Origin of the sequence: Nostoc sp. GT001 (assembly GCF_030382115.1) — a bacterium.
In the GTDB taxonomy this organism is placed as follows: domain Bacteria; phylum Cyanobacteriota; class Cyanobacteriia; order Cyanobacteriales; family Nostocaceae; genus Nostoc.
Genome location: NZ_JAUDRJ010000003.1, coordinates 7,115,576 through 7,141,874, shown reverse-complemented (window position 1 = coordinate 7,141,874; position 26,299 = coordinate 7,115,576). Strand labels below are relative to the sequence as shown.

Sequence of the window (26,299 nt, the reverse complement as noted above, 5' to 3'; positions counted from 1 at the left end):
TCAACACCCAAAACTAGTTTTGAATCCGGCACTCAAGTAAAATTTTTTTCCTCTATCAGTAGAGATAGTATTGTGTCTGAGTCACTGAAAATTTGCAATAGGTCATTCTTTTTTTTGAATTTTGAATTTTGAATTGGAGCAAAGCGACAGTCATGGATGTAATTGTATTAGGATTGATGCTGTTATCCTTGACAATTTGGTTAGGATTACTGTGTTTTTGGGGACAGTTTTGGCGGACAGACCAGCAATTAGAGGTTACAGAAACTCAGCTAGAATCTTTACCTGTGGTTTGTGCTGTAGTTCCAGCGCGTAACGAAGCTGAGTTAATACCAACTAGTTTGCGATCGCTCTTACTTCAAGATTATCCTGGTTCTTTCAACGTGTTTTTGGTAGACGATCGCAGCACAGATCGGACAGCAAATTTTGCTGAAGGAGTTGCACACGCTGTAGGGAAACCCCAGCAATTGCATATTATCTCAGGTGAATCACTGCCTCCTGGTTGGTCTGGTAAACTTTGGGCAGTTGAGCAAGGTATCAAAAGTGCGAGTTTATTAGCACCTGACTATTTTTTGCTGACTGACGCAGATATCGAACACGATCCTGGTAATCTCCGCCGACTCGTAGCCAAAGCTGTGCAGGAAGATTTAGATTTGGTTTCTGTAATGGTGCGACTCAGGTGTGAAAGCTTTTGGGAAAAACTTTTGATTCCAGCTTTCGTCTTTTTCTTCCAAAAACTTTATCCTTTTCGTTTAGTGAATAATCCCAATAATCCCATAGCCGCCGCCGCTGGGGGATCAATTCTGATCGCCCGTGAAGCTTTAGAGCGAATCGGCGGTATTCAAGTCATTCGTCAAGCTTTAATCGACGATTGCGCTCTGGCGATGGCTGTTAAGAAGAGTGGGGAAGACAAGGGGACAAGGGGACAAGGGGACAAAGGGACAAGGGGAACTACTAAACCCAATCCCCACTCCCTAATCCCCAGCCAAGGGCGTATCTGGCTAGGTTTGAGTAGCTTAACTCGTAGTTTGCGCCCTTATGACTCGCTGGCGACGATTTGGGATATGGTTGCTCGTAGTGCTTATACCCAATTGAATTATTCTCCATTACTACTATTGGGAACTTTGGTAGGAATGCCTGTGATTTATCTAGTTCCACCTGTGTGTGTAATTCTAGGTGCAGTTTGGGGTAATTGGGCGATCGCACTTACAGGTTTATTAGGATGGCTATTAATGACTTTCGCTTACTATCCGACGATCCGCTTTTATAAATGTTCTGTCTGGTTCGCTTTTAGTTTACCTGCGATCGCTTTTCTTTATACCCTGATGACTCTAGACTCAGCACTCCGTCACTGGCAAGGGCGCGGCGGCGCTTGGAAAGGAAGAGTGTACCCAAACCCAGATAATTCATAGCTGGGATAAAATTAGATTTAAAAATTTGAATCAAGAAGCAAAAAACTTTATTCAAAATAAGATGATTTTACGTGTTAATAATAAAAACAAACCTATTGATTCACCTCTTAAATCATCTTTACTAGCTGAAACTTCAATGACTGATGATCTGGTAGATTCAGGGATTTCTGTAGTATGGACCTTGGATGATCTCACCATCTGGAAACGAGGTTTCCAAGAACAGAGCGCCTCTACTACTGGGAAAGAGCATTCCAGTTTGTTCCAAGGGTGGAATACCCAGTTTCTTGGCTCCCCGAAAATCAGTATTGGTCAGGATAGTCCAATCCAAATTAATCCCAGCGAACTCAACTTCAGTCAAGGTAGCACTGTCCAAAACAGCCCCCGAAAAATCAGCATTGGTCAGATTAGCGCCATCCAAGGAGGAGCAAGCCAAATTAGCACATCTCAGGTTAGCGCTGGTCAAGTTGGCATTAGACAAAATTGCTCCTCTCAAATCGACACCTCGCAAATTGGTGTAACTCAAATTGGCACGCATCAACCTAGCATCTTCAAGATTGGCACCGATCAAGTCAGCCCCTTCCAAGTTGGCATCTTCGAGAACAATATATGGCAAATTAGCTTCTCTCAAACTGGCTCTAGCTAAATTAGCTCTCCTCAACTTGGCTTCACTCAAATTAGCTCTAACCAAGTTAGCTCCTTCCAAGTCAACCCCACTAAAATCTCTCCCCAGCAGCATATCGCTGGAGCAACTCCTCAGCAGTTCTCCTCATCTATAGACCTCCGCAATAAATTCTGGAATGAACTATATTTCAATTTCAGTAACATTAACATTTCTTAAGTTTACTCAATTCCTTATAGCTAAAATTAAAGTAAGCTGGAAGTGATTGATTCAAAAAATTATGACAACCGCAATACCAACAAATAATCCTGTTATTGTCCCCAAAAATCTGCCTTTTCTGGAGTCAATTTGTTGGCAAACTGCTGATGTATATCGGTTTACTCCAGAAGAAATGCTGAGTCGCTACGAGCGTGGTTGGCAATATCGCAACCTATTTAATAATCTTGAGGGTGAAGAACTCAATTTTCTTCAAGAACTCGCCAGACGCTATAAATCCTGGTTGCAAGTTTATTTATGACCTCCAGATTTGAACATCATAATAAAATTCTTACCGTTCTTGAATCCTTAGATTCAGACATACTTAGGAAGGGTTCTGCTTACTTCGGTGGCGGAACCCTTCTAGCTTTTGAGTTTGAAGAATATCGCTGGAGTAAGGATGTTGATTTTATCGCTTCTGTTGGTACAGAAGGCTACAAATATCTGCGTACAGTAGTATTTGAGAGTGGGCATGAAGCATTATTTCGTGATTTAAGTAAAATTCAAGTTGGACGTAGCACAACTGACCAATATGGAATTCGGATGATAGTTATTGTAGATGATGTGCCGATTAAAACGGAAATTATTGCCGAAACTCGTTTTCAACTAGACCCACCAAGATATCTAAACTGGTCACTCGTTCCCTGCTTAAGCTCCAATGACTGTTTTACCTCTAAGCTGCTGTCAAATTCTGACCGTTACATGGATAACAGTGTTGAGGCAAGAGATTTAATTGATTTAGCAATTCTCAGGCTGCAATCTCCAATCCCTCAAGCATCAATTGAGAAGGCTGAAAAAGCCTATGAGGTTATGCGCCCTTTGAAAAGAGCGATCGCACTATTTCAGGGAAGACCAGATTACAGGGAGAAATGCTTTCTCAGTCTGCAAGTCGATCGATCTCAGATACCCAAAATTATCGACGGTATTGATTTGCTATCTACAGATTTAGGTTTATCTCACACTCCAAGGACTTTTCGAGAACAACATGATATCTTTGCCAACTTAGAAACACAAATTGAAAAACGAGAAGATTCTTAAACAGATAGCGATCGCCCCATGCCCCATTTCTCTAAATCCTTGCAGATGTTTGTTTAGTACTGGCAGGTTCAACAGGTAATGGTTGAGCAGCTTTCAATACCACATCCAGCAACCCTGGAAATAGCACCTCTAAATCTTCACGCCGCAGGATGTTAATATGGTGTGTCCCTTCTTTGCGTGTAAAGACTATCCCCGACTCCCGCAAAATCTTGAAGTGGTTGGACATAGTAGACTTAGCGATCGCAAAATCAAACCTCGCACAGCATTGTTCCCCTTCAGTCGCCAACAGCCGCACAATCTCTAGCCGCACCGGATCGCCCAATGCATACAACACGCCCGGTAAAGAAATATTTTTTCTATCTGGATGATAAAGGAATCTCATAGTTGCATTATCTCATCAGGTGGCATATATTTTTATTATTCGATATTATCGAATAATAGAATTAAGTAGGAAGGCAATTTATGTCATCCATTACAAACGTCACAGAAGCCACATTCAAGCAAGAAGTCTTGGAAAGTGAAATTCCGGTATTAGTGGACTTTTGGGCACCGTGGTGCGGTCCTTGCCGGATGGTCGGCCCAGTCGTCGATGAAGTTGCTGCTGAATACGAAGGACAGGTGAAATTTGTGAAGTTGAACACAGATCAAAATCCTACTGTCGCTAGCCACTATGGAATTCGCAGCATTCCGACATTGATGGTTTTTAAAGGAGGTCGCCAGGTCGATACTGTCGTAGGGGCGGTTCCAAAAACTACCTTGAATAAGACCTTAGCACAGCATCTTTAATCTAGGTACTATTGTGAGATGCATTTAGTTTGCAGTCTTCTTTAGAGGGAGTCAGGAGTCAAAATATATTAGACTCCTGACTGCTGAATTCTGTTTCAACTAATGGGGAAAGAGCGAAATGGACTTGAAATTGCATGGTAAATCCGCCCTGGTGAGTGGCTCAACCGCAGGTATTGGTTTGGCCATCGCTCTTGGGTTAGCTCAAGAGGGTGCATCAGTAATTGTCAACGGTCGGTCTGAAGAAAGAGTAGCTCAAGCGATCGCTAAAATTAAGCATTCTACACCGGACGCGAAAGTTTCTGGTATTGTTGCTGACGCTGGCACTGCATCAGGCGTAGAAAAACTCATTCAAGAGGTTCCTCACGTTGATATACTCATAAATAATGTGGGTATTTATGAGCCAAAAACCTTCTTTGATATTACTGATAAAGATTGGTTAAACATATTTGAGGTTAACGTCCTCAGTGGAGTCCGTTTGAGTCGGCAATATCTGCAAAAGCAGCTAGAGCAAAACTGGGGGCGGATAATTTTTATCTCCAGCGAATCTGGTATTCAGATCCCAGTGGAAATGATTCACTACGGCACAACTAAGACGGCGCAGCTTGCTATTGCCAGAGGTCTAGCAGAAATGACTGTGGGGACTGGAGTTACAGTAAACTCCGTCCTCCCAGGACCAACTCGTTCAGAAGGAGTTGAAGACTTTATCACCAACCTGGCACAGGAACGCGGTATTACTCGCGCTGACGTTGAGGCAGAGTTTTTTGAAAATGTGCGTCCAAGTTCGCTAATTAAACGCTTTGCAACTAATGAAGAAGTAGCAGCGATCGTAGTTTACCTTTCTAGCCCCGTAGCATCGGCAACTAATGGTGCAGCTTTGCGGGTGGATGGTGGCGTTATTCGGTCGATTGTTTAGTATTTGAACCACAACCGCATAGTCTATTTACTTGAAATAGCTGTAATGCGCTGCACGCAAAATTGGGTATGGGGAAAACTTTTTCCTTTGTCTGCGACACGCTGCGCGAACGTAGAGAGCGTCATTTTGAATTGGAGTAAAACGACATGACTACTGATATCAACTTATTTTCTCCTTACCAGTTAGGAAATCTGGAACTACCTAACCGGATAGTGATGGCACCCTTAACCCGAAACCGGGCAGGTGAGGGAAATGTACCACACCAACTGAATGCTACCTACTACGTCCAACGTGCTTCCGCCGGACTGATTATTTCTGAAGCAACACAGGTAACTCCTGAAGGACAGGGCTATCCCGCGACACCAGGAATTCATTCACCAGAACAGGTGGAAGGATGGAAGTTAGTAACCGATGCCGTACATCAGCACGGAGGCAGAATTTTTCTGCAACTATGGCACGTAGGCAGGATTTCTCACCCTGATTTACAACCGAATGGAGTTTTACCTGTGGCACCTTCTGCCATTACTCCTAAAGGTGAAGCTGCAACTTATGAGGGGCCAAAACCCTTTGTTACTCCCCGTGCTTTAGAAACTTCGGAAATACCGCAGATAGTCGAACAGTACCGTCAGGGAGCGGCAAATGCCCTAGCGGCTGGGTTTGATGGCGTGGAAATTCACTCGGCTAATGGTTATTTAATAGATCAGTTTCTCCGGGATGGTACGAATCAACGTACAGATAAATATGGAGGTTCTATTGAGAATCGTGCCCGATTCCTGTTGGAGGTGACAGAAGCAGTAACTAGTGTGTGGGATTCTAACCGAGTCGGGGTACGTTTCTCTCCCAGTGGGACTTTTAACGATATGCGTGACTCCAATCCCCTGGAGACATTCGGTTATGCGGCTCAAGCATTAAATCAGTTTAATTTGGCATATCTGCATATTTATGAGGCAACAGAAGCAGATATTAGACATGGTGGGATAATAGTACCCACTAGTCATATACGCGATCGCTTTACAGGTACTCTCATTGTCAATGGTGGCTATACCCGTGAAAAAGGCGATGCAGTACTGGCAAACAAAGCAGCAGATTTAGTTGCCTTTGGCACATTATTTATATCAAATCCCGATTTACCCCGACGCTTGGCTTTGAATGCACCACTAAATGAACCAAATCAAGCAAGCTTTTACGGCGGTGGTGAAGAAGGATATACAGATTATCCATTTTGGTCGCCTGCTAGTGAAGCAGTAGCTAATGCGTAATTCGTAATTCGTAATTGTCCCTTGCGAATAATTTTTGTTTTTGTTTCATGAATAAATAAATTCGCTTGTATGCTAATTACGAATTATTTGGTCATAATTCAACTATCAGGAGAATCTCATGAGTTCCATCATCCAAACCCAACCTTTAGATGTACCCAGTGCGATCGCTCAACGTCGTTCTATCAAAACTTTTAAAACAGACCCCATCGCCCCAGAACTACTCAAGCAGTTGGTAGAGTTAACTGTGGCAGCGCCCAGCAGTTTTAATATTCAGGACTGGCAAATTATTCTCGTGCAAGATGAGGCGCAAAAGGCAGCTTTATCAGCAGCAGCTTGGAATCAACAGCAAATTGTCCAAGCACCAGTTACTTTTGTTTTTGCTGCCGATGCGAGTGCATCTGAAAAAAACTTGAACCCGATAATTGAACAGGCTCTTGCAACTGGGGCATGGAATGAAAGCACAGCTAATTATTTTAAAACTGCTATTCCGCAATTTCAAGAGACACTAGGAGACAAACAACGGGAGTATGCGATCAAAGATGCGATTATCGCTGCTACCCATTTGGTGTTAGCAGCTGAAAGTCTGGGTTTATCTACCTGTTTTATGAATGGTTGGCTTGAAGACAAGGTAAAAGAAGTGATTGGTGCAGGAGATAATCCAGATTTAGCGATCGCTGTTTTAGTTCCTGTTGGCTATGCAGCCGAACCACGCTTAAATCCCGGTCGTTTGCCATTCTCCTCCAACGTCTCTGTTGATAGAATCGGTAATCCTTATGCAGGGTAGCTTTCCCTAAATTGGGCAGAGGGGAAAACCTACTGCAACTTCTTCCCTGCCCCCCTGCCCCCTAAATAGCTTTCATGGGGAGACTGACAACGAATGTCGCCCCCTGTCCAATTCCTGGACTTTCGGCCAAAACTGTGCCACCGTGTAATTCTACCAAGTGACGGACGATCGCTAACCCTAATCCTAGTCCGCCATGCGATCGCGTGCTAGAACTGTCAGCTTGACGAAAGCGTTCAAATACATGGGGTAGGAATTCGGCAGCAATTCCCGCTCCCGTATCACTCACCCGAATTTGCACGTAAGATTCAATGCACTCTAATTGCACATCAACTCTGCCGCCCTTGGGTGTAAACTTGACGGCGTTGGAGAGCAAATTCCACACAACTTGTTGCAAGCGGTTGGCATCACCCACAACTACCTCTACTTTCGGGTCGAATTTACACTTGATATTAATCTCTTTAGCCTGGGCTGCTGGGTACACAGTATCGATTGCTGCCTCTACAAGTGGTACAAGTTCTACCCGCTCTCTACTTAAATGGAGTGTGCCTCTAATAATCCGTGACACATCGAGAACATCTTCAATTAGTTGTGTCAGGGATCTCGCATTACGTTCAATTGTCTCTAGTGCCCGTCCAGTAGTAGCTTGATCGAATTTGCGAGTTCTAAGTAGCTGTGCCCAGCCAAGTATAGCATTTAGGGGTGTACGGAGTTCGTGGGAAAGTGTGGCGAGAAACTCATCTTTCATCCGGTTGGCAGTTTCGGCATCGGCGCGTGCTGCTTGTTCGCGTTTAAGCAGTTCTTCGCGTTCTTGCTCTGCTTGCTTGCGATCGGTGATGTCAATCATGAATCCGTGTAGTAGCTGCGGCCCCTTTTCGTTCCGCACCACATTCACAATGTCATATAGCCAAACAACTCTGCCATCAGCTGCCAACATTCTGTATTCAAGTTCGTAATTATTTAGTGACAGTGAAGATTCTTGATAATACTGGATAGCCCACTCCCGATCTTCTGGATGCATATTTTTTGCCCAAAAATTATCGGTGTACCAGTCTGATAATGGATAGCCTAGAATCTCAACAGTTTGTGGCCCTACATAAGTAAAATTCCCGGTAGTGGCATTTACCTCCCAAGGAATCACGCGGACTTTTTCTGTCAGCGTCTTTAACCGTTTCTCGCTTTGTTTGAGAGCTGCTTCTGCTAACTTGTGAAGTGTAATATCTGTGATTAGAGCAACAAATCCTGCAACTTTCCCCTCCTGACTGAACTGGGGAATGTAAGTGACATTCACGTAATGGTTTGTGCCATCTTTATTAGGTAATTGGGTTTCGTAAGTTACTTGCTCTCCTGAGAGTACTGCTTCTACATAAGGGAGAATTGACTGATAAACCGACTCTCCCAAAATTTCTCTAATGTGTTTACCAGAAATTTCGGAAGCAGGAAGCTCAAACCAGTCTTCATATTCTTTATTATTAAAGCGATAACGTTGTTCGCTATCAACATAAGAAATCTTGGCGGGCACAGCATTGGTAATTAGGCGCAGTTCATCTTCTCGTTGACGGAGTGCTGCTTCCGCTCGTTTGCGTTCTGTAATGTCGCGTTGAGTTCCCCACGCTCTCACTAAAAACCCATTTTCGACAATTCCCACCAGATTATTCAAAAAATATTTGGAATTACCTTGCTTATCTATTTCATGGGACTCGGCATCGATTAGTCGGTAGTTAGAACGGATAAAATTGCGCAGGTATGTAATGTTATGTGGATCGGAGGCAACAAGAAAGTCTCCTAGTCTGACACCGAGAATTTCTTCGGCACGAGAACAGCCATACATCTGCGCCATAACATTGTTGCATTCTGCCAGGTAAACATATTGGTAAAAATGTTGAATTTGTTCATCCTCTGGACAATCTACTGAAATTGGTACTTCCAGTTCAATGCACCAAATACCTTCTGAACTATGCTCTAAAAAAGCGCGGTAGCGTTCTTCGCTTTTGGAAAGGGCAAGCTCTACTTGTTTGTGTTTACTTAAATCGATTACAAAAGAGATAATATCATCTTGGTTATTTTCTAACAAAGCAGAAGCTAACAGGATGGGAACGTGGCTCTTATCTTTGCGGATGTATTCGTTCTCAAAAGGCTGACACACGCCTTTCGTTGTGAGTTCTGCAATCGCACTGTTGTTAGTTTCAATATATTCTGGTGGAATCATCTCGCGCCATCTGACTCGTCCTGCGATTAAATCCTCCTGCGAATAACCTATCATTTGTAAAAAAGCATCATTAGCCTCTGCGTAGGCGTAGCCCGCTGTAGGCATCGCCCCGTCCATATTGGCTACAATTACTCCAATGATGTTGGACTCTACCAACCCTCTAAATCTGGCTTCGCTCACCTGTAGTTTCTGCAAACTCGTTTGAAGATGTTGTTTGGTAGTGCGTAATTCTGAGTTCAGCAAGTTAATAATTGTTGTCACCAGCACAAACAAGCCTAAGCGCAGTATGTTGTCTAGACTCGCAACCAAGAGCGAAAATACTGGTTCTAAGAAAAAATAGCTGACGGCTAAAGTAGACAAAGCAGTAGCCAGTAATCCTGCTTCCATGCCGCCATACCAGGCACTAACCGCCACGGCAGCAAAAAACAGCAGGAAAATCATTTGTTTCAGTAGTGGCTGTAGCAATAGTGTTAGCAGCAATACGCTACCAACAGCCAATAGTGCCACAGCATAAGGCGCTAGAAGGGAACGTGTTCCTTTCAATGTGGCTTCTCCTTTATGCAGCTAGCTAAAGGATTATTCCCAAAATCAGCTAGAAAATATGTAGGCGTAGCCCGTCATAGACATCGCTCAACACCTAATAATGCATCGGAAAAATACATACCTAACTTTATGGGTAAAATATTCTGGATTCTGTTAGCGCAGCGAGGCGTAGCCCATTCTGAATTCTGACTCCTATTTATTAAGTTTTTAAATTAATTCCCTTTAGTATATAAGTCATCATTTCACCTTTACCTTTCACTTGAATTAAACCTCGTTTCTCCAATAAGTATTTATCCTTTAAAATCTGATAACTTGCTTCACAAACCTGGATACTACCTGCAATACCATGTGATTCCATTCTACTAGCTATATTGACTGTATCTCCCCAAAGGTCGTAAGCAAACTTTTTCAGCCCAATCACTCCTGCTACTACTGGCCCTGTACTTATGCCAATACGAATGCTAAAGGATTGGTTATTTTCTTTGTTAAAAGTAGCTACAGCCTTTTGCATATCCAAAGCCATGTTAGCCATTGCTGGAGCATGATTGTTAGATTGATTTGGCAACCCAGCTACAGCCATATATGCATCGCCAATGGTCTTAATTTTCTCTACCCCATGACGTTCTGCTAATTGGTCAAACAGACAGAATATTGTATTTAATAACTCGACTAATTCCGCCGGTGAGGTGTGAGATGAAAGCTCTGTAAAGCCAACAATATCAGCAAATAGCACCGTAACTTCTAGAAAATTATCGGCAATAGTTGCCGGCTGTTGTTTTAATTGTTCTGCAATCATCTCTGGCAAAATATTTAGTAGCAGCCGTTCTGATTTGTGCTGTGCTAGTTCCATTGCCTTACGAGCGTAAAATTCTTTTTTTCGTAAGTGTTCGTATAAATAGACAGAAAAAACACAAATTATACAAGTCCAAAAAAAATATAATCCTTGTTCAATATAAAAAGCTGACGGATTTTTCAAGATGGGGCTATATAAAATATATAAAGTTAAATAGCAAAGTATTGTTCCAATTTGAGATATTAAATGCATCCACCATTGGACTGGAATGATTGTAGCTTGAGTAAGAAACATCAAAGTCCAAATATTGATTCTCGGCTCTAAATTATTGAACAGCAAAGCTATATCAATTTGAACGGTACAAGTTACAGACCAGCATAAACTCAAAAAAATTAAATCAGGATAGCGGCGACCGATAGGAGTTTTGCATAAACCCCAACAAATAAGAGTAAATAATTCTACTACAAACCCAATTTTAAAAGCGTATATCTTGCCTTCTAGTTGTGAATTTACCCAAAGAAAAAAAGCAATTAAAGTCAAGCCAGCTACCAACATAATCTGCGCCTGCAATTGCAGCCGTTTCAACAAAAAGCTCTGTCGCTGTTCTTTGTAAGATTCGGACAGGTTATTGTTGGTTTGCCGATAGGACATTCCGTGACTAATGAGCGCATCTAGTTGGCTTTTGTCGGAGTTAGTTGGATTAATCATGCACTTTTTACGTTATTAGTAATTAAGGGAGTAAGAATTTTAGATTTTGGATTTTAAATTGAAATTTAATCCAAAATCTAAAATCCAAAATCCAAAATTGAATTGCCCAATGCCCAATAATCATGGCTCGTACCCCTACATTAAATTTTGATCGTGGCACATTAATTTTGCATCCACCACCACGCGGCAAAGGTTGGATGGACTATGCTACGTGGGATGATAGAGTTGAAAAATTCCGCATCCCAGCAATTAGATACCGATCGCTAGTAGAAGCACTACAAGCGGAAGATGTGAATTTTATCGATGAGGCCAAGCAATTTTATCCTGTAGATTTGGTTCCTACTCTAGAAATGGAACCCTATCCCCACCAAACTGAGGCGCTAGCGGCTTGGAAACTGGCGGGTAGGCAAGGGGTAGTTGTGCTTCCCACGGCGGCGGGAAAGACTTATTTGGCGCAAATGGCGATGCAATCAACGCCGCGCACGACGCTGATTGTAGTGCCAACTTTGGATTTGATGCATCAGTGGTATGCACATTTAGTAGCGGCTTTCCCTGATGCTGAGGTGGGATTGCTGGGAGGTGGTTCGCGGGATAGAACGGCAATTTTAGTTGCAACTTACGATAGTGCCGCAATTCACGCCGAAACGTTAGGAAATCAATATGCGTTGATTGTTTTTGATGAATGTCATCATTTACCTACAGATTTTAATCGGGTGATTGCTGAATATGCGATCGCACCTTATCGCCTGGGACTCTCCGCGACACCGGAACGTACCGATGGTAAACACGCTGACTTAAATATCCTCATTGGTCAAGAAGTATATCGCAAACGCGCTGAAGATTTAGCAGGGAAGGCGTTAGCAGAGCATGAAATTGTCCAAATTAAGGTAAAGTTATCGCAGCTTGAACGGGAAAGATACAACCAGTTAATTCAAACCCGCAATGACTTTTTGAAGCAATCGAAAATTTCTTTGGGGAGTCTGCAAGGTTGGCAAATGTTTGTGCAAATGAGTGCTAGATCGCAATCTGGACGTAGGGCGATGTTAGCGCACCGAGAAGCGAAAGATATCGCTTTGGGTACTGATGGAAAATTGCGAATTTTGATTAATTTATTGGCAGAACATTATCCGGCAAGAATTTTAATTTTCACTGCTGATAATGCGACGGTTTACCGCATTTCTCAAGAGTTGCTCATTCCAGCAATTACTCATCAAACTCCTGTGAAAGAACGCCATGAGATATTAACAAAGTTTCGGGAGGGTAAATATAATACTTTGGTTGCTTCTCATGTGTTGAACGAAGGGGTTGACGTGCCTAGCGGCATCTGTGGCAATTATTTTATCGGGAACTGGTTCGGCTAGGGAGTATACTCAGCGATTGGGTAGGGTTTTACGGAAGGGGAATATTGAGAATAAACAGGCGATTTTGTATGAGGTGGTGGCGGAGGATACGAGTGAAGAGGGAACTTCGGCTAGGCGGAGAGGGGAGAGGACAAGGGGACAAGGGGAAAAGAAAGGGAATTTACAGGTTGTGTATGGGAGTGGGAAGGAAAGGAGTTTGAAGGCGGCGGAACAGTTAAAAATTAATTATTCAGTTCAAAATCCAAAACTTGTACTGAGCGAACTTGTACTGAGCGAACTTGTACTGAGCGAAGTCGAAGTAGTCGAAGTATCTAAAATCCAAAATTCAACAGATGTTACCGACAGACTTACTGATGCATCGCCAAAACGGGGAGGAGATCATCCCGAAGAGACTGAAGATTGATCGAGCAACTTCAGATTTGGCGATTGAGTTAATTAATTATTTTCAATCAGCAGTGGGAAAGACTCAAGGTGTGCTTGAGCGACAACTGACTGATTTTGAAGGAGATTCTACAGATTATCGGGTGAAGCGAGGGTTAGCTTATATTCTCAAAAGTAGTTTTTGCACTTTTGAGGTGGTTAGTCCTTTGGAACCCCAGATGTTAAGAGAACGGGTGTTTTCTCTGGCTGCAAAGTCGGTTTCTAGTCGAGAATCTACCCAAGTTACTTTGAGTAAAATTGCTGATGAGTTAACTCAAGAACTTGAGCGGGAAGTTTTATTAGAACAGGTTCGCAATGGATTATATGCTGATTTATCTGAAAATAAGATTTTGACTGTTTTTGATGCACCAACAGCGCCAGATTTATTAAATAGATATAACTTATCTCAGGTGCAGGGTGTGTTTTATAAGGCCAGTAAACTGGTGTTAAATGCTCATCGCAATGTTCCGGGAGAATATAAGCTGTTATTTCGCTATTTGAAGTTGTTTCAATTGATGGCTTATATTGAAGGTGATGCTGACCACGGGTTTACAATTACCATTGATGGGCCGACAAGCTTGTTTAATCCTAGTACGCGATATGGGTTAGCGATCGCTAAACTTATTCCGGCTTTACTTCACGTTACCAAATGGAGTCTTTCGTCGATTCTCCAAACCCGTGACGCTTATACAAATAGTTGGAAAACTGGACGTTTCACTCTCAATTCTGAATGTGGTTTGGTATCCCACTATCCACCAGGAAAACCCTACGATAGTATGCTAGAAGCATCTTTTGCAGATAAGTGGGATGCGTTAAAAAGTGGCTGGGCGTTAGAGCGAGAAGTTGATTTGATCCCAATTCCCGGTAGTGTGATGATTCCTGATTTTCGCTTAGTTCATGCTGATGGCCGCACCTTTTTGTTAGAAATTGTTGGTTATTGGCGGCCTGAATATTTACAAAAGAAGTTTTCTCAGGTGCGGCGGGCTGGACGTGATGACTTAATTTTGGCTATTTCCGAGCGCCTTAATTTAGAAAAGGCGGGAGTAAAATTAAATGATGTCCCCGCGAGAATTGTTTGGTTTAAAGATAAGTTATTGCCGAAAGCTGTGTTAGCTGTAATGGATTTTTGACTTCCCCAAAGGGGCTGATTAACCCCAAACGCTTCTGCGTTCCCAATACTCAGCAACTCTTTTTTCCCACTGCTCCCAGTAATCTTGAATAACTGCTGATTCAAACCAAAATACCTCAGCTGGCATTTCTGGAATCGCTACTACTAACAGAGCGTGCTTTAGCTGAATGCCATAATCTCGATAATACTCATTAGCTGCTCCTATGTATGCCGTAAGTTGTAGTGGATGTTCATATAAATGCTCAATTGAACCTTTGGGTTTGTCTGCTGTTTTCCACTCACAAATACAGGGAATACCTTGATAGCTGGCAATACAATCAACTTTGCCAGAATAACTCAAATTATGATGAAAAACAGAGCCTTCCACCAGTCTAACTGTGTCGATTTCTTGTAAAACTGGCTTGATACTCTCCCAATAAGGGCGACTTGCTTCGGGACAAACAGGGTTTTGACCAAGGAGGTAGCGCTCAATTTGTTTGTGTGTTTGGGTTCCCCGACGACTAGCAGATGTAGTAATGCGGGTAGCTTCTTCTGTACCAACACGCGCTTTCCAGTTTAATAATCTGTCTCTGTCTACTTGTGATTTAGTGGCATTAAGTATTGTAGTAACACTGGGAAAGCGATTTCCCTTGGCATCTACATAATATTGTTTACCATTTTCTCTTTTAGCTGTGGCATTAATGCGTGGTAGCAGTTGGGTATCAAATTGCATTATTAATTCGTAATTCGTAGTTCGTAATTTGTAATTAAAAAAGTGGCGATTATAAATTGCAGTTCATCTTGCATACATTTAAAACTTGCTTTTGCAGGTTTTAAAAATTTAATTTTTATTAGCCCGCGTAAGTAGACTACCCTGTGTTAAGCTGCAAAGCGTCTATGTTTGTATGAGCGCGAATTCTATTCGTCAAATCATTGAAAATGATTTTATTTGGGAAAATAACGATAAATATCTTTCCGGTGTAGTACTCGCTGAAATAGGACTGTTTCTCCATCAAAAATAAGTCCAATACGATAATCACCGACACGGATGCGATAAGCATTTTCATAACCTTGAAGTTTTTTGAGGTTAGCAATTTCTTCAAAGGTTGATATTTGTGGTATTTCTTCAAAAGCAAGGACTCTAATAGTCTCATAGTAAGGTGTACTTTTCAGAGCCTTGAGATCCTTGATAAAGCTTGGTAGATATTGGGTAATCACTCTTGTTCTAGTTGTGCTAATGCTTCATCAATATTCAGAGGTCTTTCATGTTCTACTGCTTTCATTGCTAAGACCAGTCCTTCATCCTCAATAGCTTCTAGCAAGCGTAGATAGTCATCAAAATCTATGATTACTTTGCGGATATTACCTTCCTTATCAGTAATCAGTTCTTGAGCAAAAGGGTATTTATCAGCTTGCATTAGGGTTGTGATTTTAGTAGTCATACTCTGACTTTAGCGTTAATAAATATAGTATGGCTTTAGTAAATGTAGTTGTGAAATTTTACTTAAGATAAAAACGCGATAAAACCCGCCTTTCAATATAAATCTTAATAATTTTGTATTATCTCTTCTCAGATGAGATGCACTAAAGTAAAATATCTCACAGTGTTATTTCGTAATTAATGGGTAAAATATGAAGCCTGTAACCCTGAGAGCAGGTGCGTAGGCGTAGCCCGTCGTAGACATCGCTACCTTAGTGATTACGAAAGCTTTTGAAAAAACTGGCGAAATCCTGGGAGAAAAAGCTTTAGAGCAAGCTGGTAACTTATTATCATTGCTCATAGTAGATGAAGCTCAAGATTGGAAAAAAGCCAGACGTGATTTGTTACAGTTACATATACTCCATACAATTTAAATTCTCTCAAGCCATTGACTCGATCAGAAAATTTTATGGCTTTGAGGTTCCTGTTTATGGCTGGATCATAATAGGCACCGCGCTTTTTTCAGAGCCAATAATTACCAACTTAGAATTATTAGATTGAGCTAGCTTTTCTGTGGCTTCAATCGCTCGTAATTGTAGCATTTGGTTACTAAGTCCACCTGAGAGAATTTTTTGGGAATCAGCTATACCTCGCGCTTCAATCAGCTTTCGTTGTGCCTCTTGACGCTCTTTCTCTAAAACAAATTTCATCTGCTGATTTTCTTGCTCTGTCTTGAGTTTGTTTTGAATTGCAGCTTGTAGAGTATCAGGCATTTTGATGTTTCTTAAAAGAGCTTCCTCAACGATGAAACCCAAAGCTGGTATCTCTTGGGTGAGTTGTTGGTCAATTTTTTGGGCGATTTCTTGGCGTTTGGTAGAGTAAATAGCATTGGCTGGGTAATTTGCCGTGATGGCGCGGACGGTAGAGCGGAATCTGGAAATCACCAGTTGTGTTTCATCAGTTCCAATTGTTTTATAGACTGTAGCTGCCTTTTGCGGATCGAGCTTGTACTGAAGGCTGACATCAAGATTTAGGCTCAAACCTTCTTGGGATGTTGCATCTACATTTTCTTTTATATCCTTAATGCGAGTAGAAAAATTCAGCACCTTGCTAAAGGGGTTAAGCAAGTGGACACCAGGATTAAGAGTAGTTTCGGAAACCTCACCAAAGAAATTGACGACACCGACATTACCAGGTGGGACAATCACCAAAAGCCTAGAAAAAGAATTCAGTACTGCAATACTGCCAATTAATATCATAATTCCACGTATTGCTAAACGTGACCTTTCACTAGATATCCTATCTGTATTGAGATAAACGAGAATTGCAATTAGGCTAGTTATAAGAGAGACTAGAAAACCCATGAGTTTAAGACGAATGTACTTAATCACATAATTCCCAAATGCTTTTATGAAACTCATATCATTTCAGACAAGTTAGAGATTTACAAATCCTTTTACAGATTAAAAAAGATTCCCAACTTTTATTAGAAGTCAGGAATCTCAGCCTTGGAGCGATGCCTACGCACCTTACTAGAAAGTAATGTATAATTCAATGTATACATTAGATACAATTTAAATTGTGTCGAGTAAAATTCGTAAGCAGATTTATATTGAACCGCATCAAGAACATCTGCTAAAAGTGATCGCCCAACAAGCGGGTGTAAGTGAAGCAGAGATTATTCGCCAAGCTATTGACCTTCATCTTGGTGAAATAACTGCACCCCAAACCAATCTTGCAATGTGGGAAGCCGAAAGGGAATTTATTGACCAAATCAAAACTCGATCGGCTCAACTTGGAGGTCGGGACTGGCAGCGTGAAGACCTGTATGAACGGTAGAATTTTACTTGATACCAACATTCTTGTTTACATCTACGATCCACTGGATACCGCAAAACAGGAACGAGCGATGCCTACGGCGGGCAAAGCCTACGCACTTACTGACCAATTGATTCGTTCTGGCAAGGCGGTAATTAGTACCCAGGTGTTGGGAGAGTTTTTTATGGCCACAACCCGGACTCGGCGATTGTTGTTAACTCCGGCTGAAGCGCTGGTACGAATGCGTAACTATTTAGCTGCTTGCCATGTCGTTGATATTACACGGCTCATTTCCTTAGAAGCAATTCGCGGCGTGGAAACTCATCACTTCGGGTTTTGGGACGCGCAAATTTGGTCAACGGCGCGACTCAACCAAATTGAAGAAGTTTACACTGAGAATTTTGCATCAGGTGCGACGATTGAGGGCGTGCGGTTTACGAATCCCTTTATAGATTGAAAAAGATTCCCGACTTGTAAAAGAAGTCGGGAATCTCAGCCTTGGTGATATTTACAAAAACAAAATTTTGTTATTTTAGCAATATTTTCGGGAAAACTATTACTGTAGCTTCTCTTTTAAAACAAGATTGGAAAATAGTTATGGATTTAAATGGATTAATTTGGACTAAAAACGTAAAACCTTTAAATGGTGAAGATTGGGCTTATCACAGTATACCTACCATATATCCCGACTTAAAGATTTTCGCTTTACATTGGAGAAATTTTCAAGGTGGAGACGAAATAAATGCTAATACTCCACAACAAGATGAACTGATAATTTTAAGACAACGTAGCAAAGTAACACATATTGTAAAAGTACTGGATAAGCAATTTTCTTTTGACAAAAATGCTGGAGATGAATTTAATATTTATCGTCTTGTATAAGTAGCTTGGATAGCTGATAATTGGGCTACTCCCCCAGATACTAATAAAGTATTTGATTGTGTTATTAAGTTCCCTCGAAATGGAAAGGCAATAAAATTGGAAAATATACATATATTCCAAGAACATTGGAGCAAAAAAGAAGTAGCATTTCAACACCATGTTCAGAGTGTATTAAATATTCATTAACAAAAAGCCCTGCACTTTTAAATACAGGGCTTTGATTTTAAAAAAATCCAAAATTACTTACCGTTGCCGTTACTACCATTGCCATTGCTATGAATGACACGTTCGGCAAGTTTTTCCGGCACTTCCTGGAGATGGTCGTATTCCCAGTGGAAGGAACCAACGCCGAGAGTGAGCGATCGCAGCTCTACAATAAAATTCTGCATCTCTGCTTGTGGTAAGTATGCAGAGACATTATCCCAGCCTTGCCAATCGTTTCTCCCCTCATAGCCTAAAATTTGCCCTCGTCTACCACTCAACAGTTGCAGCACTTTGGAGGTAAATTCGCTCGGTGTTGTCACTTCCACCCGCAAGATTGGTTCTAATAGGGTAGGTTCCGCTTGAGATATCCCTGTTTGCATTGCCAATCGGGCAGCTTGCTTAAAAGCTTGTTCGGAACTATCAACGTTGTGATACGAACCATTAGTCAGAGTTACCGCTAAATCCACTATTGGGAAGCCCAAAGGCCCGTGTGTCAAAAATTCCCGCACGCCCATTTCTACGCCAGGAATGTACTGTTTCGGAACCACGCCGCCGACAATAGTTTCATTAAAGTTAAAACCTGTACCCCGTGGTAAAGGCTTGATTTCGAGAAAAACATCACCAAACTGTCCGTGACCACCGCTTTGGTGCTTGTAGCGCCCATGAACTGAAGCCACCGTTTTGCGGATGGTTTCTTTGTAAGGCACTTGCGGCAAGTGGGTTGTCATTGGCAAGTTATATTTGCGGCGCAGTCTATCTAGGGTGACTTGCAAATGAATCTCGCCTTGACCCCACAAGATAACTTCGTGAGTATCCCCGTGTTGTTCCCAAGCCAGTGAAGAGTCTTCTTCTAACAACTTGGTAATGGCACTGCTGAGTTTAACTTCATCGTTGCGCTTTTCTGGTGTAATAGCGAGGGCATACACAGGTTCCAACTGTACAGCTTTGGGTAATTCCATCGCCGATTGCTGTTCTGTGGAGAGTGTATCGCCTGTCTTAATGCCTTCTAAACGGCTCAATGCGACAATTTCACCAGCACCAACTTCATTAACGAACTGTTGTTGTTGTCCCATGAGGCGGTAAATCCCACCAGTGCGAATGCCATTGAGGACAATGCCATCAGTTAATTTGCCCTGCCAAACGCGCACCAGAGAGAGTTTACCACCTTGGGGAGTGTAGAAAGTTTTTAATACCTGTGCTAGAGGTTTATCACCTTTGATGTTTTTTAAACGACGTTCTGCTGTGGTTTCTGGTTCGGGGGCTTCTCGTAACAAGGCTTCTAATAAAGGTCTAACACCATAATCTTGTTCTGCCACACCAAAGAAAACGGGCACTACCAAATCTGCCCCTAATTCCATTTTTAAATCTTTGAGGATTTCTTCTTGGGATGGTTCGATGTCTTCTAAAAGTTCTTCGAGTAAATGATCGTCAAAATTTGCTAAGGCTTCAAGCATTTCTGCTCGTGCTGTATGTTCTTCTTCTTTTAAACTTTCGGGGAAGGGAATGGGGTCGGCAGGTGCGCCTGGATGATATTGATATGCCTGTTCGCTCACCATATCGATAAAGCTGGTGAGTTGTTCCCCGTTCATGATGGGAAATTGATGCGCTACCAAAGGACGGCTAGATACTGCTTTTAGGGCGTGTAACGTTTCTAGGACGTGAATATTTGCCCGATCCATTTTGTTGACGAAGACAAGGTGGGGAATTTCCCAATCGTCCAGGAATTTAAATAGAGGGGCTAGGGTGAGAACTCTTTCGCGGATGGGTTCGCAAACTACAATTGCTGCATCCACTCCAATTAGAGCATTGTACGTTTCTTGGGCAAATTCTACGCTTCCCGGACAGTCAATAAAAGTGAAGCGAATGCCGTTATACTCAGTGCTAGCGGCGCTGACTTCTACACTCATGTGGCGATCGCGCGACTCGGCTGCACTATCTCCCACTGTATTGCTGTCCTTAATATTGCCTTTGCGGGAAATTGCCCCTGTGACAAATAACAAGCTTTCTAGTAAAGTGGTTTTTCCACTTAAATAAGGCCCGACAATTGCAACGTTCCGCGAACCCGATTTTACTTTTTCGTTCATAAAACCTCCCTTGCGGTAAGTCTTTTATAACCGCATGATTCTTTATGTATCAAGGGTTAAAGAAGAATCCAGAAATCAGAATTCAGGATTCAGAATTAAGACAGTAGCAAGTCCGCGAGCATCTTAAAACGATTTATTTCTTTGTCAGTCGTACAGAATTACCAACTGAATTCTGGCTCCTGACTCCTGAATTCTATTTGAAAAAAATGGTTCTCTGGAGTCAAAATTACCCCTTCTTTAATTTGTTATTATGCTCCTTTTAATCGAAAGTTAAAAAAATTGTAGCCTGTCGTAAGATTTAGCTTAAGAAAAGTTAAGCATCAAAAATTTTTATGCTGAATCAAAAACTTTTGTAAAAAACTTTTTATCAAGTAAATTTAACTGAAAGTGTTGCGAGTCAGAAAATCAATGAGATTATCATTCTTTAAATATCGCATAGCAGGGTTAGTAAGTTTAACTTTGCTGATTATGAGTATTTCCTCCCCCTCTCTTGCTCTATCTCTTCCTGTCGCCTCAAAGCTAGCACAATCTAATCCTAAAACTGCTGTAGACTGGTTAAACCAAGGCTTACAGGCAATTCAGGCGGGAAGGGTACAAGATGCGATCGCAGCTTTTAAACAAGCAACCCAGTTAGATCCGGCATTGGCACCAGCGTATTATAATCTGGGGTTAGCACTCCGACAAACGGGACAATTACAACCCTCTGCGGATGCATTTTATCGAGCGACGCAAGCCGATCCCAAATTTGCTCCAGCTTTTGCTAATTTAGGCGGAGCGTTGTTAGAAGGCAATAATTTAAAGTTAGCTAACGATTATTTGCGACGCGCCTTAGAACTCGATCCCAAACTCGGATTTGCCCACTATAACTTAGGGTTAGTACAAGAACAGCAACGAGATTGTGAGCGAGCGATCGCATCTTTTAAAAAAGCCGTAGAATATAGCAAAAATGCACCAGAACCTCCTTACCATATAGGGATGTGCTATCTCCAACAAGGTAAACTCGATCAAGCCAGAAGTGCATTTTATCAGGCATTAAAAATTAATCCCAAGTATCCAGAAGCTTATTACAATCTCGGATCAATTTTTTTCCAACAAAGTAAATTACAAGAAGCATTAGAGGCTTTTAGAAAATCAGCCGAAGCTAACTCTAACTATCCCAACGCTTATTATGGTGCTGGGTTAGTTTTTATGCAGTTACAGCAATATGGCGATGCAGTACAAGTGTTGCAATTTGCTAGAGATTTATACAATGCTCAAAAAAATCCCCAGTGGGCTAAAAATGCCGAGCAATTGTTGCAACAGGCACAAAATTTAAATTACCAACCTCGCTGAGGCAAAAAAACTTAATATTGCATAACATAAAACTATTGGGTTGACTCGCTGGTGTTGTCTGAACTAGTCCCGATTGGAAAAATGTACATGCAAAAGCGCCAGAAAAGTCGATTTTTATTTAGCGATCGCTGGCTTGATCGGCAATCAATTGTTCGCAACATGGAAGCCTTTCAAGACTTAATTGTGATTGTTTTGTGTTTTGGTTTGTTCGCCGTCATGCTAATCCAATTGTGGGGGATAGCTATCGCCCTCACGCAGCCACTAGACTATAAACATGTGACTGCAAAAATACTATTTGTGTTGATCTTAGTCGAGTTATTTCGACTATTAATGGTCTATTTGCAAGAACATAGTATCTCTGTGGGAGTAGCAGTTGAGGTAACAATTGTATCTCTACTGCGCGAGGTAGTAGTTCACGGAGCGCTAGAAATGCATTGGGTTAATACGCTTGCAATTTGTGGTTTGTTATTTGTTTTGGGTGGACTACTCGTGGTATGCGCTAAGACACCACACATGGATTGTATGAGCGCTAACACTAAGTTTTGTCCGGTTGTGTATAGGGGAGGTAGAGAACGCCAAAACGAGTTGGAATTACAGTATTCACGTCAATGTGATGAGAATCAACCCCTTGGATAAATTGTTATGAAAATGGGGAGTGGGAGAGACGTGATTAATCGCATCTGTACTGGGGAGTAGGGAAAATACTTTTTCTCCACTCCCCACTCCTTTGTCTAAGGCTGTATCAGGAAATTATTTTTGCAAGGTACTTCCGACGTATTGAAATATACTCTTTTTGGAAGATGAATCGCTCTTTAAGGGTGAATATAACGTTAATTAGAAATTCTAAAAGAGGTTCAAGCAATGACTACAAATAGAGGTAACGGACAATCTCAAGCAGCGATTAGCGACTTGGAGTATGATTTTGTCACCGTTTTGCAGAACAAGGCTGAAGCTGTTAAAGCTTACGATACCTACATCAAAGATGCAGAAAAAGTAGGTTCTCAACCTTGTGTAGAGTTGTTCCAAAAATTGCGGCAATCTGATATTGAACATGCACAAGAGATTCGCCAACATCTACAACAAGTGCTGCAACACGGTAAGATGTAACCCAGATTTTAAGTTCGTAGGCGTAAGCCCGTCGTAGACATCGCTTCTGGTTTAGCTAAAACAAAAAGAGGCGATGTCTAAAACAGGCTATGACGCTCGCCTCGTGGACTCGCTAACGCTTCTCCGTTCGCGTAGCGTTCCGCACGAAAGGAGTACGCTATCGGTGTCGCAGTTGCTGATTAAATTAGAGGCAAGCACTACTCACTATTAGATAGACTTAATTCTGGGCTGCTTGCTCTACTTGTGCCACCGTTAAATCGAGAGCCACCGCCACTTGTTCTACACTCAATCCCAATGCCAACAATCGGGGAATAGCTTCTAACTTAGCTTCCTGGCGACCTTCCTGGCGACCTTTCTGGCGACCTTCCTGGCGACCTTCTTCTAAGCCGTCTTCCTTGATTGATTGATACATCCGTGTTTTTTTGAATTCCTCGTCTATACCCAACATTTCTGCTAACTCCTCTCGGCTTAACCGGGTAAATTTGTACAACAGAATAGTCTCTATCAATTCTACAATTTGCTTGCTGGTAGATTCATCTGCCAGTTCTTGCCTTGCTTGTAAAATCAATTCTCTACCTTTGTCAAGGGCTGTCTCTTCTCTTTCGATAATTAATTTAACGATCGCAACTTGAAGTGAGTTCTCTGTGGAATCTAATTCATCTAGATAAATACGTTGCACTTGTGAACTGTCTAGCAGCAATTGATATGGTAGCCGATCGTTTGGATCTAAACTTCGTTGCGGATAGATGACAACAGCACGCCAAAAATTGACTGATTCATTTTGACGTAGATAAAGGAAGATTTCGGCAAAGAAGCGTCTATAAAAATTTGAGTCTAATTGAAACTGAACTTCAACAAAGTAAAGTGGTTGGTTTGTAGTTTCACTTGTGGGGATGAATACCCCATCAATCCTAAAAGCAGTTTCTTTTAGCTCAACTGAAACAAATTGATATGCGTTGACATTGGCAGTCGTGTCGCCAATTATCGCAAAAAATATGCTAGGAAAAGCTTGAAATAAGCTATAAAATATTTTGTCAGTTTGCACCTAAATTTAGTCAAGGGAACATTGGATATTGAAAGTCTATCAAAAATAGTGTAACCGTGTCTGTTTCCGCATAAAAAAAGCAGATAGGAATAACCATCTGCTTTAATAAAAGATTAATTTTCTAATTTACATAGATACCAATTGCTTCACTGGAGCAATCCCAGCCAAATCTAAAATTGGCGCGATCGCATCTTCACGCTTCACTGCCATCATGTGAACTCCTTGACACAATTGCCGCGCTATTTGCACTTGCTCGGCAGCAATTTTTATCCCTTCCTCAAAAGGATCTTTGGCTTTTGCCAATCTATCAATAATATGTTGGGGAATATCTACACCCGGAACACATCTATTAATAAACTGAGCATTTTTTGCTGATTTCAACAGAAATATTCCTGCCAAAATCGGTTTTTTATAACCAGCAGCAATGGTATCCATAAACTTTTCCAGTCGCTCAAAATCGGTAATCAACTGACTTTGAAAAAATTGCGCTCCGGCTTCGATTTTGCGTTCAAATCGACTTTGTAAACCCGACCAACTTTTACATTGCGGATCTACCGCTGCACCAACAAATAAATCTAAAGCTCCATCAGTCAAGGGTTTTTCATTGCAATCAACACCTTGATTCATCTTCCGAATCAGTTGCAGCAGTCGCACAGCTTCTAAATCAAACACCGCTTTGGCATCTGGATGATCGCCTGCTTTTACTGGGTCGCCAGTCAAAGCTAAAATATTACGAATACCTAAAGCATGAGCGCCCATCAAATCAGCTTGTAAACCGATGCGGTTGCGATCGCGGCAAGCAATTTGACAAATCGGCTCTATGCCATTCTGTGACAAAATTACCGACGCGATTAACGAAGACATCCTTAACACGGCGCGGCTACCATCAGTAACATTGACGGCATGAACTCTCCCCTTAAGAGTCGCCGCCATTTGAATCATGTGCGCTGGATCTCCCCCTTTCGGCGGTGCTACCTCGGCGGTAACTAGAAATTCACCTGCTTGTACAGCTCTGCGAAAGGCTGTGTGGCTATGGGTGTGATGCATAACATTAAGGTTTTCAATTTCTTAAATGGTATAGCAAGTCACACCTAAAAGGGAAAACTTAGAGAGGAAGAGAGTAGCCTAAAGCAGCTTTTACTTGTGATAAAGTTTGATTGGCGATCGCTCTAGCTTTTTCCCCTCCATCCCGTAACACAGAGTCCAAATAGCTTTTGTCTGCCGTTATCGAGTGATATTTTTCTTGAATTGGTTTCAGGGACTCAATAATTGTGTCTGTCAACAATGGCTTGAACTGTCCCCAGCCCATATCCTGACACTCAACCGCTACATCTTCCTTTTTCTTTCCAGCAAGCAATGTATAAAGCGTTAACAAATTATTACACTCTGGACGTGCTGGATCGTCAAAAGTCAGCCCACGAATCGGATCGGTTTTACAACGCTTAATCTTGTATTGAATCTGTTCCGGTGAATCTAGCAAACTGATTCGGCTTAACTCCGAAGGATCAGACTTCGACATTTTGCGTGTACCGTCCGCTAAACTCATCACCCTAGCCCCTTCCTTGCGAATTAAAGGGTCTGGTAACTTCAGAACTGGTTGATCTGGTTTACCAAATTGGTGATTTAACCGAGCTGCAATATCCCGTGTCAATTCCAAGTGTTGCTTTTGGTCTTCACCCACTGGCACTTTATCCGCTTGGTAAAGCAAAATATCCGCTGCCATCAGCACAGGGTAATCCAATAAACCTGCACTCACATTTTCTCCCTGCTTGACGGCCTTTTCCTTAAACTGAATCATATCTTGCAGCCAGTTTAGAGGTGTAATGCAGTTGAGCAACCAGGTGAGTTCACTGTGGGCCGAAACGTGCGATTGTACAAAGATAGTGGAGTGATTTAAATCAAGACCACAAGCTAAATAAAGAGCAGCAAGAGTGTAGGTATCAGCTGCCAATTGTTTTGGGTCGTGTGGCACTGTAATCGCGTGCAAATCAGCCACAAAAAGGTAATTTTCGTATTCGCTCTGACCTTCTACCCAGTTGCGAATGGCTCCCAAGTAGTTACCTAGATGGTAATTGCTGGTTGGTTGAACTCCAGAAAGAACACGTTGCTTGCCCATAAATTTCAACTTAGTTATCTCAAATCCGCGCTATGTCAAGTGGCGATGTCTGGCGACAAGTTTCTTGCGCCTACGCAAAACTCATTTAA

27 protein-coding genes and 1 pseudogene are annotated in these 26,299 nt (G+C 41.9%); 16 read left to right on the top strand and 12 right to left on the bottom strand.

The window, feature by feature from the left end:
- Nucleotides 1-152: 152 nt before the first annotated feature.
- Nucleotides 153-1,409, top strand: a complete 1,257-nt coding sequence (locus QUD05_RS33170) for a glycosyltransferase (protein ID WP_289799753.1) — start codon at nt 153-155, stop codon at nt 1,407-1,409.
- Between the two features lie 157 nt (nt 1,410-1,566).
- Here the strand turns inward: QUD05_RS33170 and QUD05_RS33165 are convergent, their stop codons facing one another.
- The gene (locus QUD05_RS33165; RefSeq protein WP_289799752.1) at nt 1,567-2,145 is read right to left on the bottom strand and encodes a pentapeptide repeat-containing protein; all 579 of its coding nucleotides are present in this window, start codon (nt 2,143-2,145) and stop codon (nt 1,567-1,569) included.
- A 163-nt stretch (nt 2,146-2,308) separates the two neighbouring features.
- Here QUD05_RS33165 and QUD05_RS33160 point away from each other — a divergent pair, with 163 nt between their 5' ends.
- Both QUD05_RS33160 and QUD05_RS33155 read left to right on the top strand, forming a co-directional pair.
- A complete protein-coding gene (locus QUD05_RS33160; protein ID WP_289799751.1) occupies nt 2,309-2,545 on the top strand; it encodes a hypothetical protein in 237 nt (78 codons plus the stop codon).
- Entirely contained in the window at nt 2,542-3,321 is a 780-nt protein-coding gene (locus QUD05_RS33155; RefSeq protein WP_289799750.1) for a nucleotidyl transferase AbiEii/AbiGii toxin family protein, read from the top strand. The genes QUD05_RS33160 and QUD05_RS33155 overlap by 4 nt, the downstream gene beginning before the upstream one ends.
- A gap of 31 nt (nt 3,322-3,352) precedes the next feature.
- Here QUD05_RS33155 and QUD05_RS33150 read toward each other — a convergent pair whose 3' ends face one another.
- Entirely contained in the window at nt 3,353-3,703 is a 351-nt protein-coding gene (locus QUD05_RS33150; RefSeq protein ID WP_289799749.1) for an ArsR/SmtB family transcription factor, read from the bottom strand.
- 80 nt (nt 3,704-3,783) lie between these two features.
- Between QUD05_RS33150 and trxA the strand changes: the two genes are divergently transcribed.
- The 4 genes from trxA (at nt 3,784) to QUD05_RS33130 (ending at nt 7,063) form a co-directional block, all read left to right on the top strand.
- On the top strand, nt 3,784-4,107 hold the full coding sequence (gene trxA, locus QUD05_RS33145; RefSeq protein WP_012412473.1) for a thioredoxin: 324 nt from the start codon (nt 3,784-3,786) through the stop codon (nt 4,105-4,107).
- A gap of 118 nt (nt 4,108-4,225) precedes the next feature.
- On the top strand, nt 4,226-5,020 hold the full coding sequence (locus QUD05_RS33140; protein WP_289799748.1) for an SDR family NAD(P)-dependent oxidoreductase: 795 nt from the start codon (nt 4,226-4,228) through the stop codon (nt 5,018-5,020).
- A 146-nt stretch (nt 5,021-5,166) separates the two neighbouring features.
- The gene (locus tag QUD05_RS33135) at nt 5,167-6,279 is read left to right on the top strand and encodes an alkene reductase (protein WP_289799747.1); all 1,113 of its coding nucleotides are present in this window, start codon (nt 5,167-5,169) and stop codon (nt 6,277-6,279) included.
- Between the two features lie 118 nt (nt 6,280-6,397).
- Entirely contained in the window at nt 6,398-7,063 is a 666-nt protein-coding gene (locus QUD05_RS33130; RefSeq protein ID WP_289799746.1) for a nitroreductase family protein, read from the top strand.
- 61 nt (nt 7,064-7,124) lie between these two features.
- On the opposite strand, the gene QUD05_RS33125 is transcribed toward QUD05_RS33130, so the two are convergent.
- Together QUD05_RS33125 and QUD05_RS33120 are read right to left on the bottom strand one after the other, a co-directional pair.
- Nucleotides 7,125-9,812: a PAS domain S-box protein gene (locus tag QUD05_RS33125; RefSeq protein ID WP_289799745.1), complete on the bottom strand. Its 2,688-nt coding sequence runs from the start codon at nt 9,810-9,812 to the stop codon at nt 7,125-7,127.
- A 199-nt stretch (nt 9,813-10,011) separates the two neighbouring features.
- Nucleotides 10,012-11,313, bottom strand: coding sequence for an adenylate/guanylate cyclase domain-containing protein (locus QUD05_RS33120; protein WP_289799744.1), 1,302 nt, complete (start codon nt 11,311-11,313; stop codon nt 10,012-10,014).
- Between the two features lie 122 nt (nt 11,314-11,435).
- Between QUD05_RS33120 and QUD05_RS33115 the strand changes: the two are divergent.
- Together QUD05_RS33115 and QUD05_RS33110 are read left to right on the top strand one after the other, a co-directional pair.
- A pseudogene (locus tag QUD05_RS33115) lies at nt 11,436-13,077 on the top strand (DEAD/DEAH box helicase).
- The gene (locus QUD05_RS33110) at nt 13,007-14,224 is read left to right on the top strand and encodes a DUF790 family protein (RefSeq protein WP_289799743.1); all 1,218 of its coding nucleotides are present in this window, start codon (nt 13,007-13,009) and stop codon (nt 14,222-14,224) included. The pseudogene QUD05_RS33115 and the gene QUD05_RS33110 overlap by 71 nt, the downstream one beginning before the upstream one ends.
- Before the next feature lie 18 nt (nt 14,225-14,242).
- Here the strand turns inward: QUD05_RS33110 and QUD05_RS33105 are convergent, their stop codons facing one another.
- The 3 genes from QUD05_RS33105 to QUD05_RS33095 form a co-directional block, all read right to left on the bottom strand.
- Nucleotides 14,243-14,935 (bottom strand): PD-(D/E)XK nuclease family protein, encoded by a 693-nt coding sequence (locus QUD05_RS33105; RefSeq protein ID WP_289799742.1) that lies wholly within the window; start codon nt 14,933-14,935, stop codon nt 14,243-14,245.
- A 212-nt stretch (nt 14,936-15,147) separates the two neighbouring features.
- Nucleotides 15,148-15,420 (bottom strand): type II toxin-antitoxin system RelE family toxin, encoded by a 273-nt coding sequence (locus QUD05_RS33100; RefSeq protein WP_289799741.1) that lies wholly within the window; start codon nt 15,418-15,420, stop codon nt 15,148-15,150.
- Nucleotides 15,417-15,644, bottom strand: a complete 228-nt coding sequence (locus tag QUD05_RS33095) for a RelB antitoxin-like protein (protein WP_289799740.1) — start codon at nt 15,642-15,644, stop codon at nt 15,417-15,419. The genes QUD05_RS33100 and QUD05_RS33095 overlap by 4 nt, the downstream gene beginning before the upstream one ends.
- A 253-nt stretch (nt 15,645-15,897) precedes the next feature.
- On the opposite strand from QUD05_RS33095, the gene QUD05_RS33090 reads away from it, so the two are divergent.
- A complete protein-coding gene (locus tag QUD05_RS33090; RefSeq protein WP_289799739.1) occupies nt 15,898-16,056 on the top strand; it encodes a hypothetical protein in 159 nt (52 codons plus the stop codon).
- Nucleotides 16,057-16,110: 54 nt separating this feature from the next.
- Here QUD05_RS33090 and QUD05_RS33085 read toward each other — a convergent pair whose 3' ends face one another.
- On the bottom strand, nt 16,111-16,986 hold the full coding sequence (locus QUD05_RS33085) for a prohibitin family protein (protein WP_289800132.1): 876 nt from the start codon (nt 16,984-16,986) through the stop codon (nt 16,111-16,113).
- Nucleotides 16,987-17,203: 217 nt separating this feature from the next.
- On the opposite strand from QUD05_RS33085, the gene QUD05_RS33080 reads away from it, so the two are divergent.
- Genes QUD05_RS33080 through QUD05_RS33070 form a run of 3 tightly spaced genes read left to right on the top strand, consistent with a single transcriptional unit; the run spans nt 17,204 to nt 18,322 of the window.
- Nucleotides 17,204-17,461, top strand: coding sequence for a hypothetical protein (locus QUD05_RS33080; RefSeq protein WP_289799738.1), 258 nt, complete (start codon nt 17,204-17,206; stop codon nt 17,459-17,461).
- Nucleotides 17,451-17,897 carry a PIN domain-containing protein gene (locus QUD05_RS33075; protein WP_289799737.1) on the top strand — a complete coding sequence of 149 codons (447 nt, stop codon included), beginning with the start codon at nt 17,451-17,453 and terminating at the stop codon, nt 17,895-17,897. The genes QUD05_RS33080 and QUD05_RS33075 overlap by 11 nt, the downstream gene beginning before the upstream one ends.
- 41 nt (nt 17,898-17,938) lie before the next feature.
- Complete coding sequence (locus QUD05_RS33070) at nt 17,939-18,322, top strand: hypothetical protein (RefSeq protein ID WP_289799736.1); 384 nt, start codon at nt 17,939-17,941, stop codon at nt 18,320-18,322.
- Between the two features lie 239 nt (nt 18,323-18,561).
- On the opposite strand, the gene QUD05_RS33065 is transcribed toward QUD05_RS33070, so the two are convergent.
- On the bottom strand, nt 18,562-20,610 hold the full coding sequence (locus QUD05_RS33065; protein ID WP_289799735.1) for an elongation factor G: 2,049 nt from the start codon (nt 20,608-20,610) through the stop codon (nt 18,562-18,564).
- 408 nt (nt 20,611-21,018) lie between these two features.
- On the opposite strand from QUD05_RS33065, the gene QUD05_RS33060 reads away from it, so the two are divergent.
- The 3 genes from QUD05_RS33060 to QUD05_RS33050 all read left to right on the top strand — a co-directional run bounded on the left by QUD05_RS33060 (nt 21,019) and on the right by QUD05_RS33050 (nt 23,049).
- Nucleotides 21,019-21,942: a tetratricopeptide repeat protein gene (locus QUD05_RS33060; RefSeq protein WP_289799734.1), complete on the top strand. Its 924-nt coding sequence runs from the start codon at nt 21,019-21,021 to the stop codon at nt 21,940-21,942.
- Nucleotides 21,943-22,023: 81 nt separating this feature from the next.
- Nucleotides 22,024-22,578, top strand: coding sequence for a phosphate-starvation-inducible PsiE family protein (locus tag QUD05_RS33055; RefSeq protein WP_289799733.1), 555 nt, complete (start codon nt 22,024-22,026; stop codon nt 22,576-22,578).
- A gap of 225 nt (nt 22,579-22,803) precedes the next feature.
- Entirely contained in the window at nt 22,804-23,049 is a 246-nt protein-coding gene (locus QUD05_RS33050; RefSeq protein WP_289799732.1) for a hypothetical protein, read from the top strand.
- Nucleotides 23,050-23,266: 217 nt separating this feature from the next.
- Here QUD05_RS33050 and QUD05_RS33045 read toward each other — a convergent pair whose 3' ends face one another.
- From QUD05_RS33045 to trpS, 3 genes are all read right to left on the bottom strand, one after another.
- The gene (locus QUD05_RS33045) at nt 23,267-24,094 is read right to left on the bottom strand and encodes an Rpn family recombination-promoting nuclease/putative transposase (protein ID WP_289799731.1); all 828 of its coding nucleotides are present in this window, start codon (nt 24,092-24,094) and stop codon (nt 23,267-23,269) included.
- A gap of 126 nt (nt 24,095-24,220) precedes the next feature.
- A complete protein-coding gene (locus QUD05_RS33040) occupies nt 24,221-25,141 on the bottom strand; it encodes a methylenetetrahydrofolate reductase (protein WP_289799730.1) in 921 nt (306 codons plus the stop codon).
- Between the two features lie 58 nt (nt 25,142-25,199).
- The gene (gene trpS, locus QUD05_RS33035) at nt 25,200-26,210 is read right to left on the bottom strand and encodes a tryptophan--tRNA ligase (RefSeq protein WP_289799729.1); all 1,011 of its coding nucleotides are present in this window, start codon (nt 26,208-26,210) and stop codon (nt 25,200-25,202) included.
- Nucleotides 26,211-26,299 lie beyond the last annotated feature (89 nt).

Excerpts from the sequence above, each read along its gene's own strand:
- QUD05_RS33170 (WP_289799753.1), top strand. The coding sequence starts at position 153 with ATGGATGTAATTGTATTAGGATTGATGCTGTTATCCTTGACAATTTGG.
- QUD05_RS33165 (WP_289799752.1), bottom strand. The coding sequence starts at position 2,145 with ATGCTGCTGGGGAGAGATTTTAGTGGGGTTGACTTGGAAGGAGCTAAC.
- QUD05_RS33160 (WP_289799751.1), top strand. The coding sequence starts at position 2,309 with ATGACAACCGCAATACCAACAAATAATCCTGTTATTGTCCCCAAAAAT.
- QUD05_RS33155 (WP_289799750.1), top strand. The coding sequence starts at position 2,542 with ATGACCTCCAGATTTGAACATCATAATAAAATTCTTACCGTTCTTGAA.
- QUD05_RS33150 (WP_289799749.1), bottom strand. The coding sequence starts at position 3,703 with ATGAGATTCCTTTATCATCCAGATAGAAAAAATATTTCTTTACCGGGC.
- trxA (WP_012412473.1), top strand. The coding sequence starts at position 3,784 with ATGTCATCCATTACAAACGTCACAGAAGCCACATTCAAGCAAGAAGTC.
- QUD05_RS33140 (WP_289799748.1), top strand. The coding sequence starts at position 4,226 with ATGGACTTGAAATTGCATGGTAAATCCGCCCTGGTGAGTGGCTCAACC.
- QUD05_RS33135 (WP_289799747.1), top strand. The coding sequence starts at position 5,167 with ATGACTACTGATATCAACTTATTTTCTCCTTACCAGTTAGGAAATCTG.
- QUD05_RS33130 (WP_289799746.1), top strand. The coding sequence starts at position 6,398 with ATGAGTTCCATCATCCAAACCCAACCTTTAGATGTACCCAGTGCGATC.
- QUD05_RS33120 (WP_289799744.1), bottom strand. The coding sequence starts at position 11,313 with ATGATTAATCCAACTAACTCCGACAAAAGCCAACTAGATGCGCTCATT.
- QUD05_RS33110 (WP_289799743.1), top strand. The coding sequence starts at position 13,007 with ATGTTACCGACAGACTTACTGATGCATCGCCAAAACGGGGAGGAGATC.
- QUD05_RS33105 (WP_289799742.1), bottom strand. The coding sequence starts at position 14,935 with ATGCAATTTGATACCCAACTGCTACCACGCATTAATGCCACAGCTAAA.
- QUD05_RS33095 (WP_289799740.1), bottom strand. The coding sequence starts at position 15,644 with ATGACTACTAAAATCACAACCCTAATGCAAGCTGATAAATACCCTTTT.
- QUD05_RS33085 (WP_289800132.1), bottom strand. The coding sequence starts at position 16,986 with ATGGGTTTTCTAGTCTCTCTTATAACTAGCCTAATTGCAATTCTCGTT.
- QUD05_RS33075 (WP_289799737.1), top strand. The coding sequence starts at position 17,451 with ATGAACGGTAGAATTTTACTTGATACCAACATTCTTGTTTACATCTAC.
- QUD05_RS33065 (WP_289799735.1), bottom strand. The coding sequence starts at position 20,610 with ATGAACGAAAAAGTAAAATCGGGTTCGCGGAACGTTGCAATTGTCGGG.
- QUD05_RS33060 (WP_289799734.1), top strand. The coding sequence starts at position 21,019 with ATGAGATTATCATTCTTTAAATATCGCATAGCAGGGTTAGTAAGTTTA.
- QUD05_RS33055 (WP_289799733.1), top strand. The coding sequence starts at position 22,024 with ATGTACATGCAAAAGCGCCAGAAAAGTCGATTTTTATTTAGCGATCGC.
- QUD05_RS33050 (WP_289799732.1), top strand. The coding sequence starts at position 22,804 with ATGACTACAAATAGAGGTAACGGACAATCTCAAGCAGCGATTAGCGAC.
- QUD05_RS33040 (WP_289799730.1), bottom strand. The coding sequence starts at position 25,141 with ATGCATCACACCCATAGCCACACAGCCTTTCGCAGAGCTGTACAAGCA.
- trpS (WP_289799729.1), bottom strand. The coding sequence starts at position 26,210 with ATGGGCAAGCAACGTGTTCTTTCTGGAGTTCAACCAACCAGCAATTAC.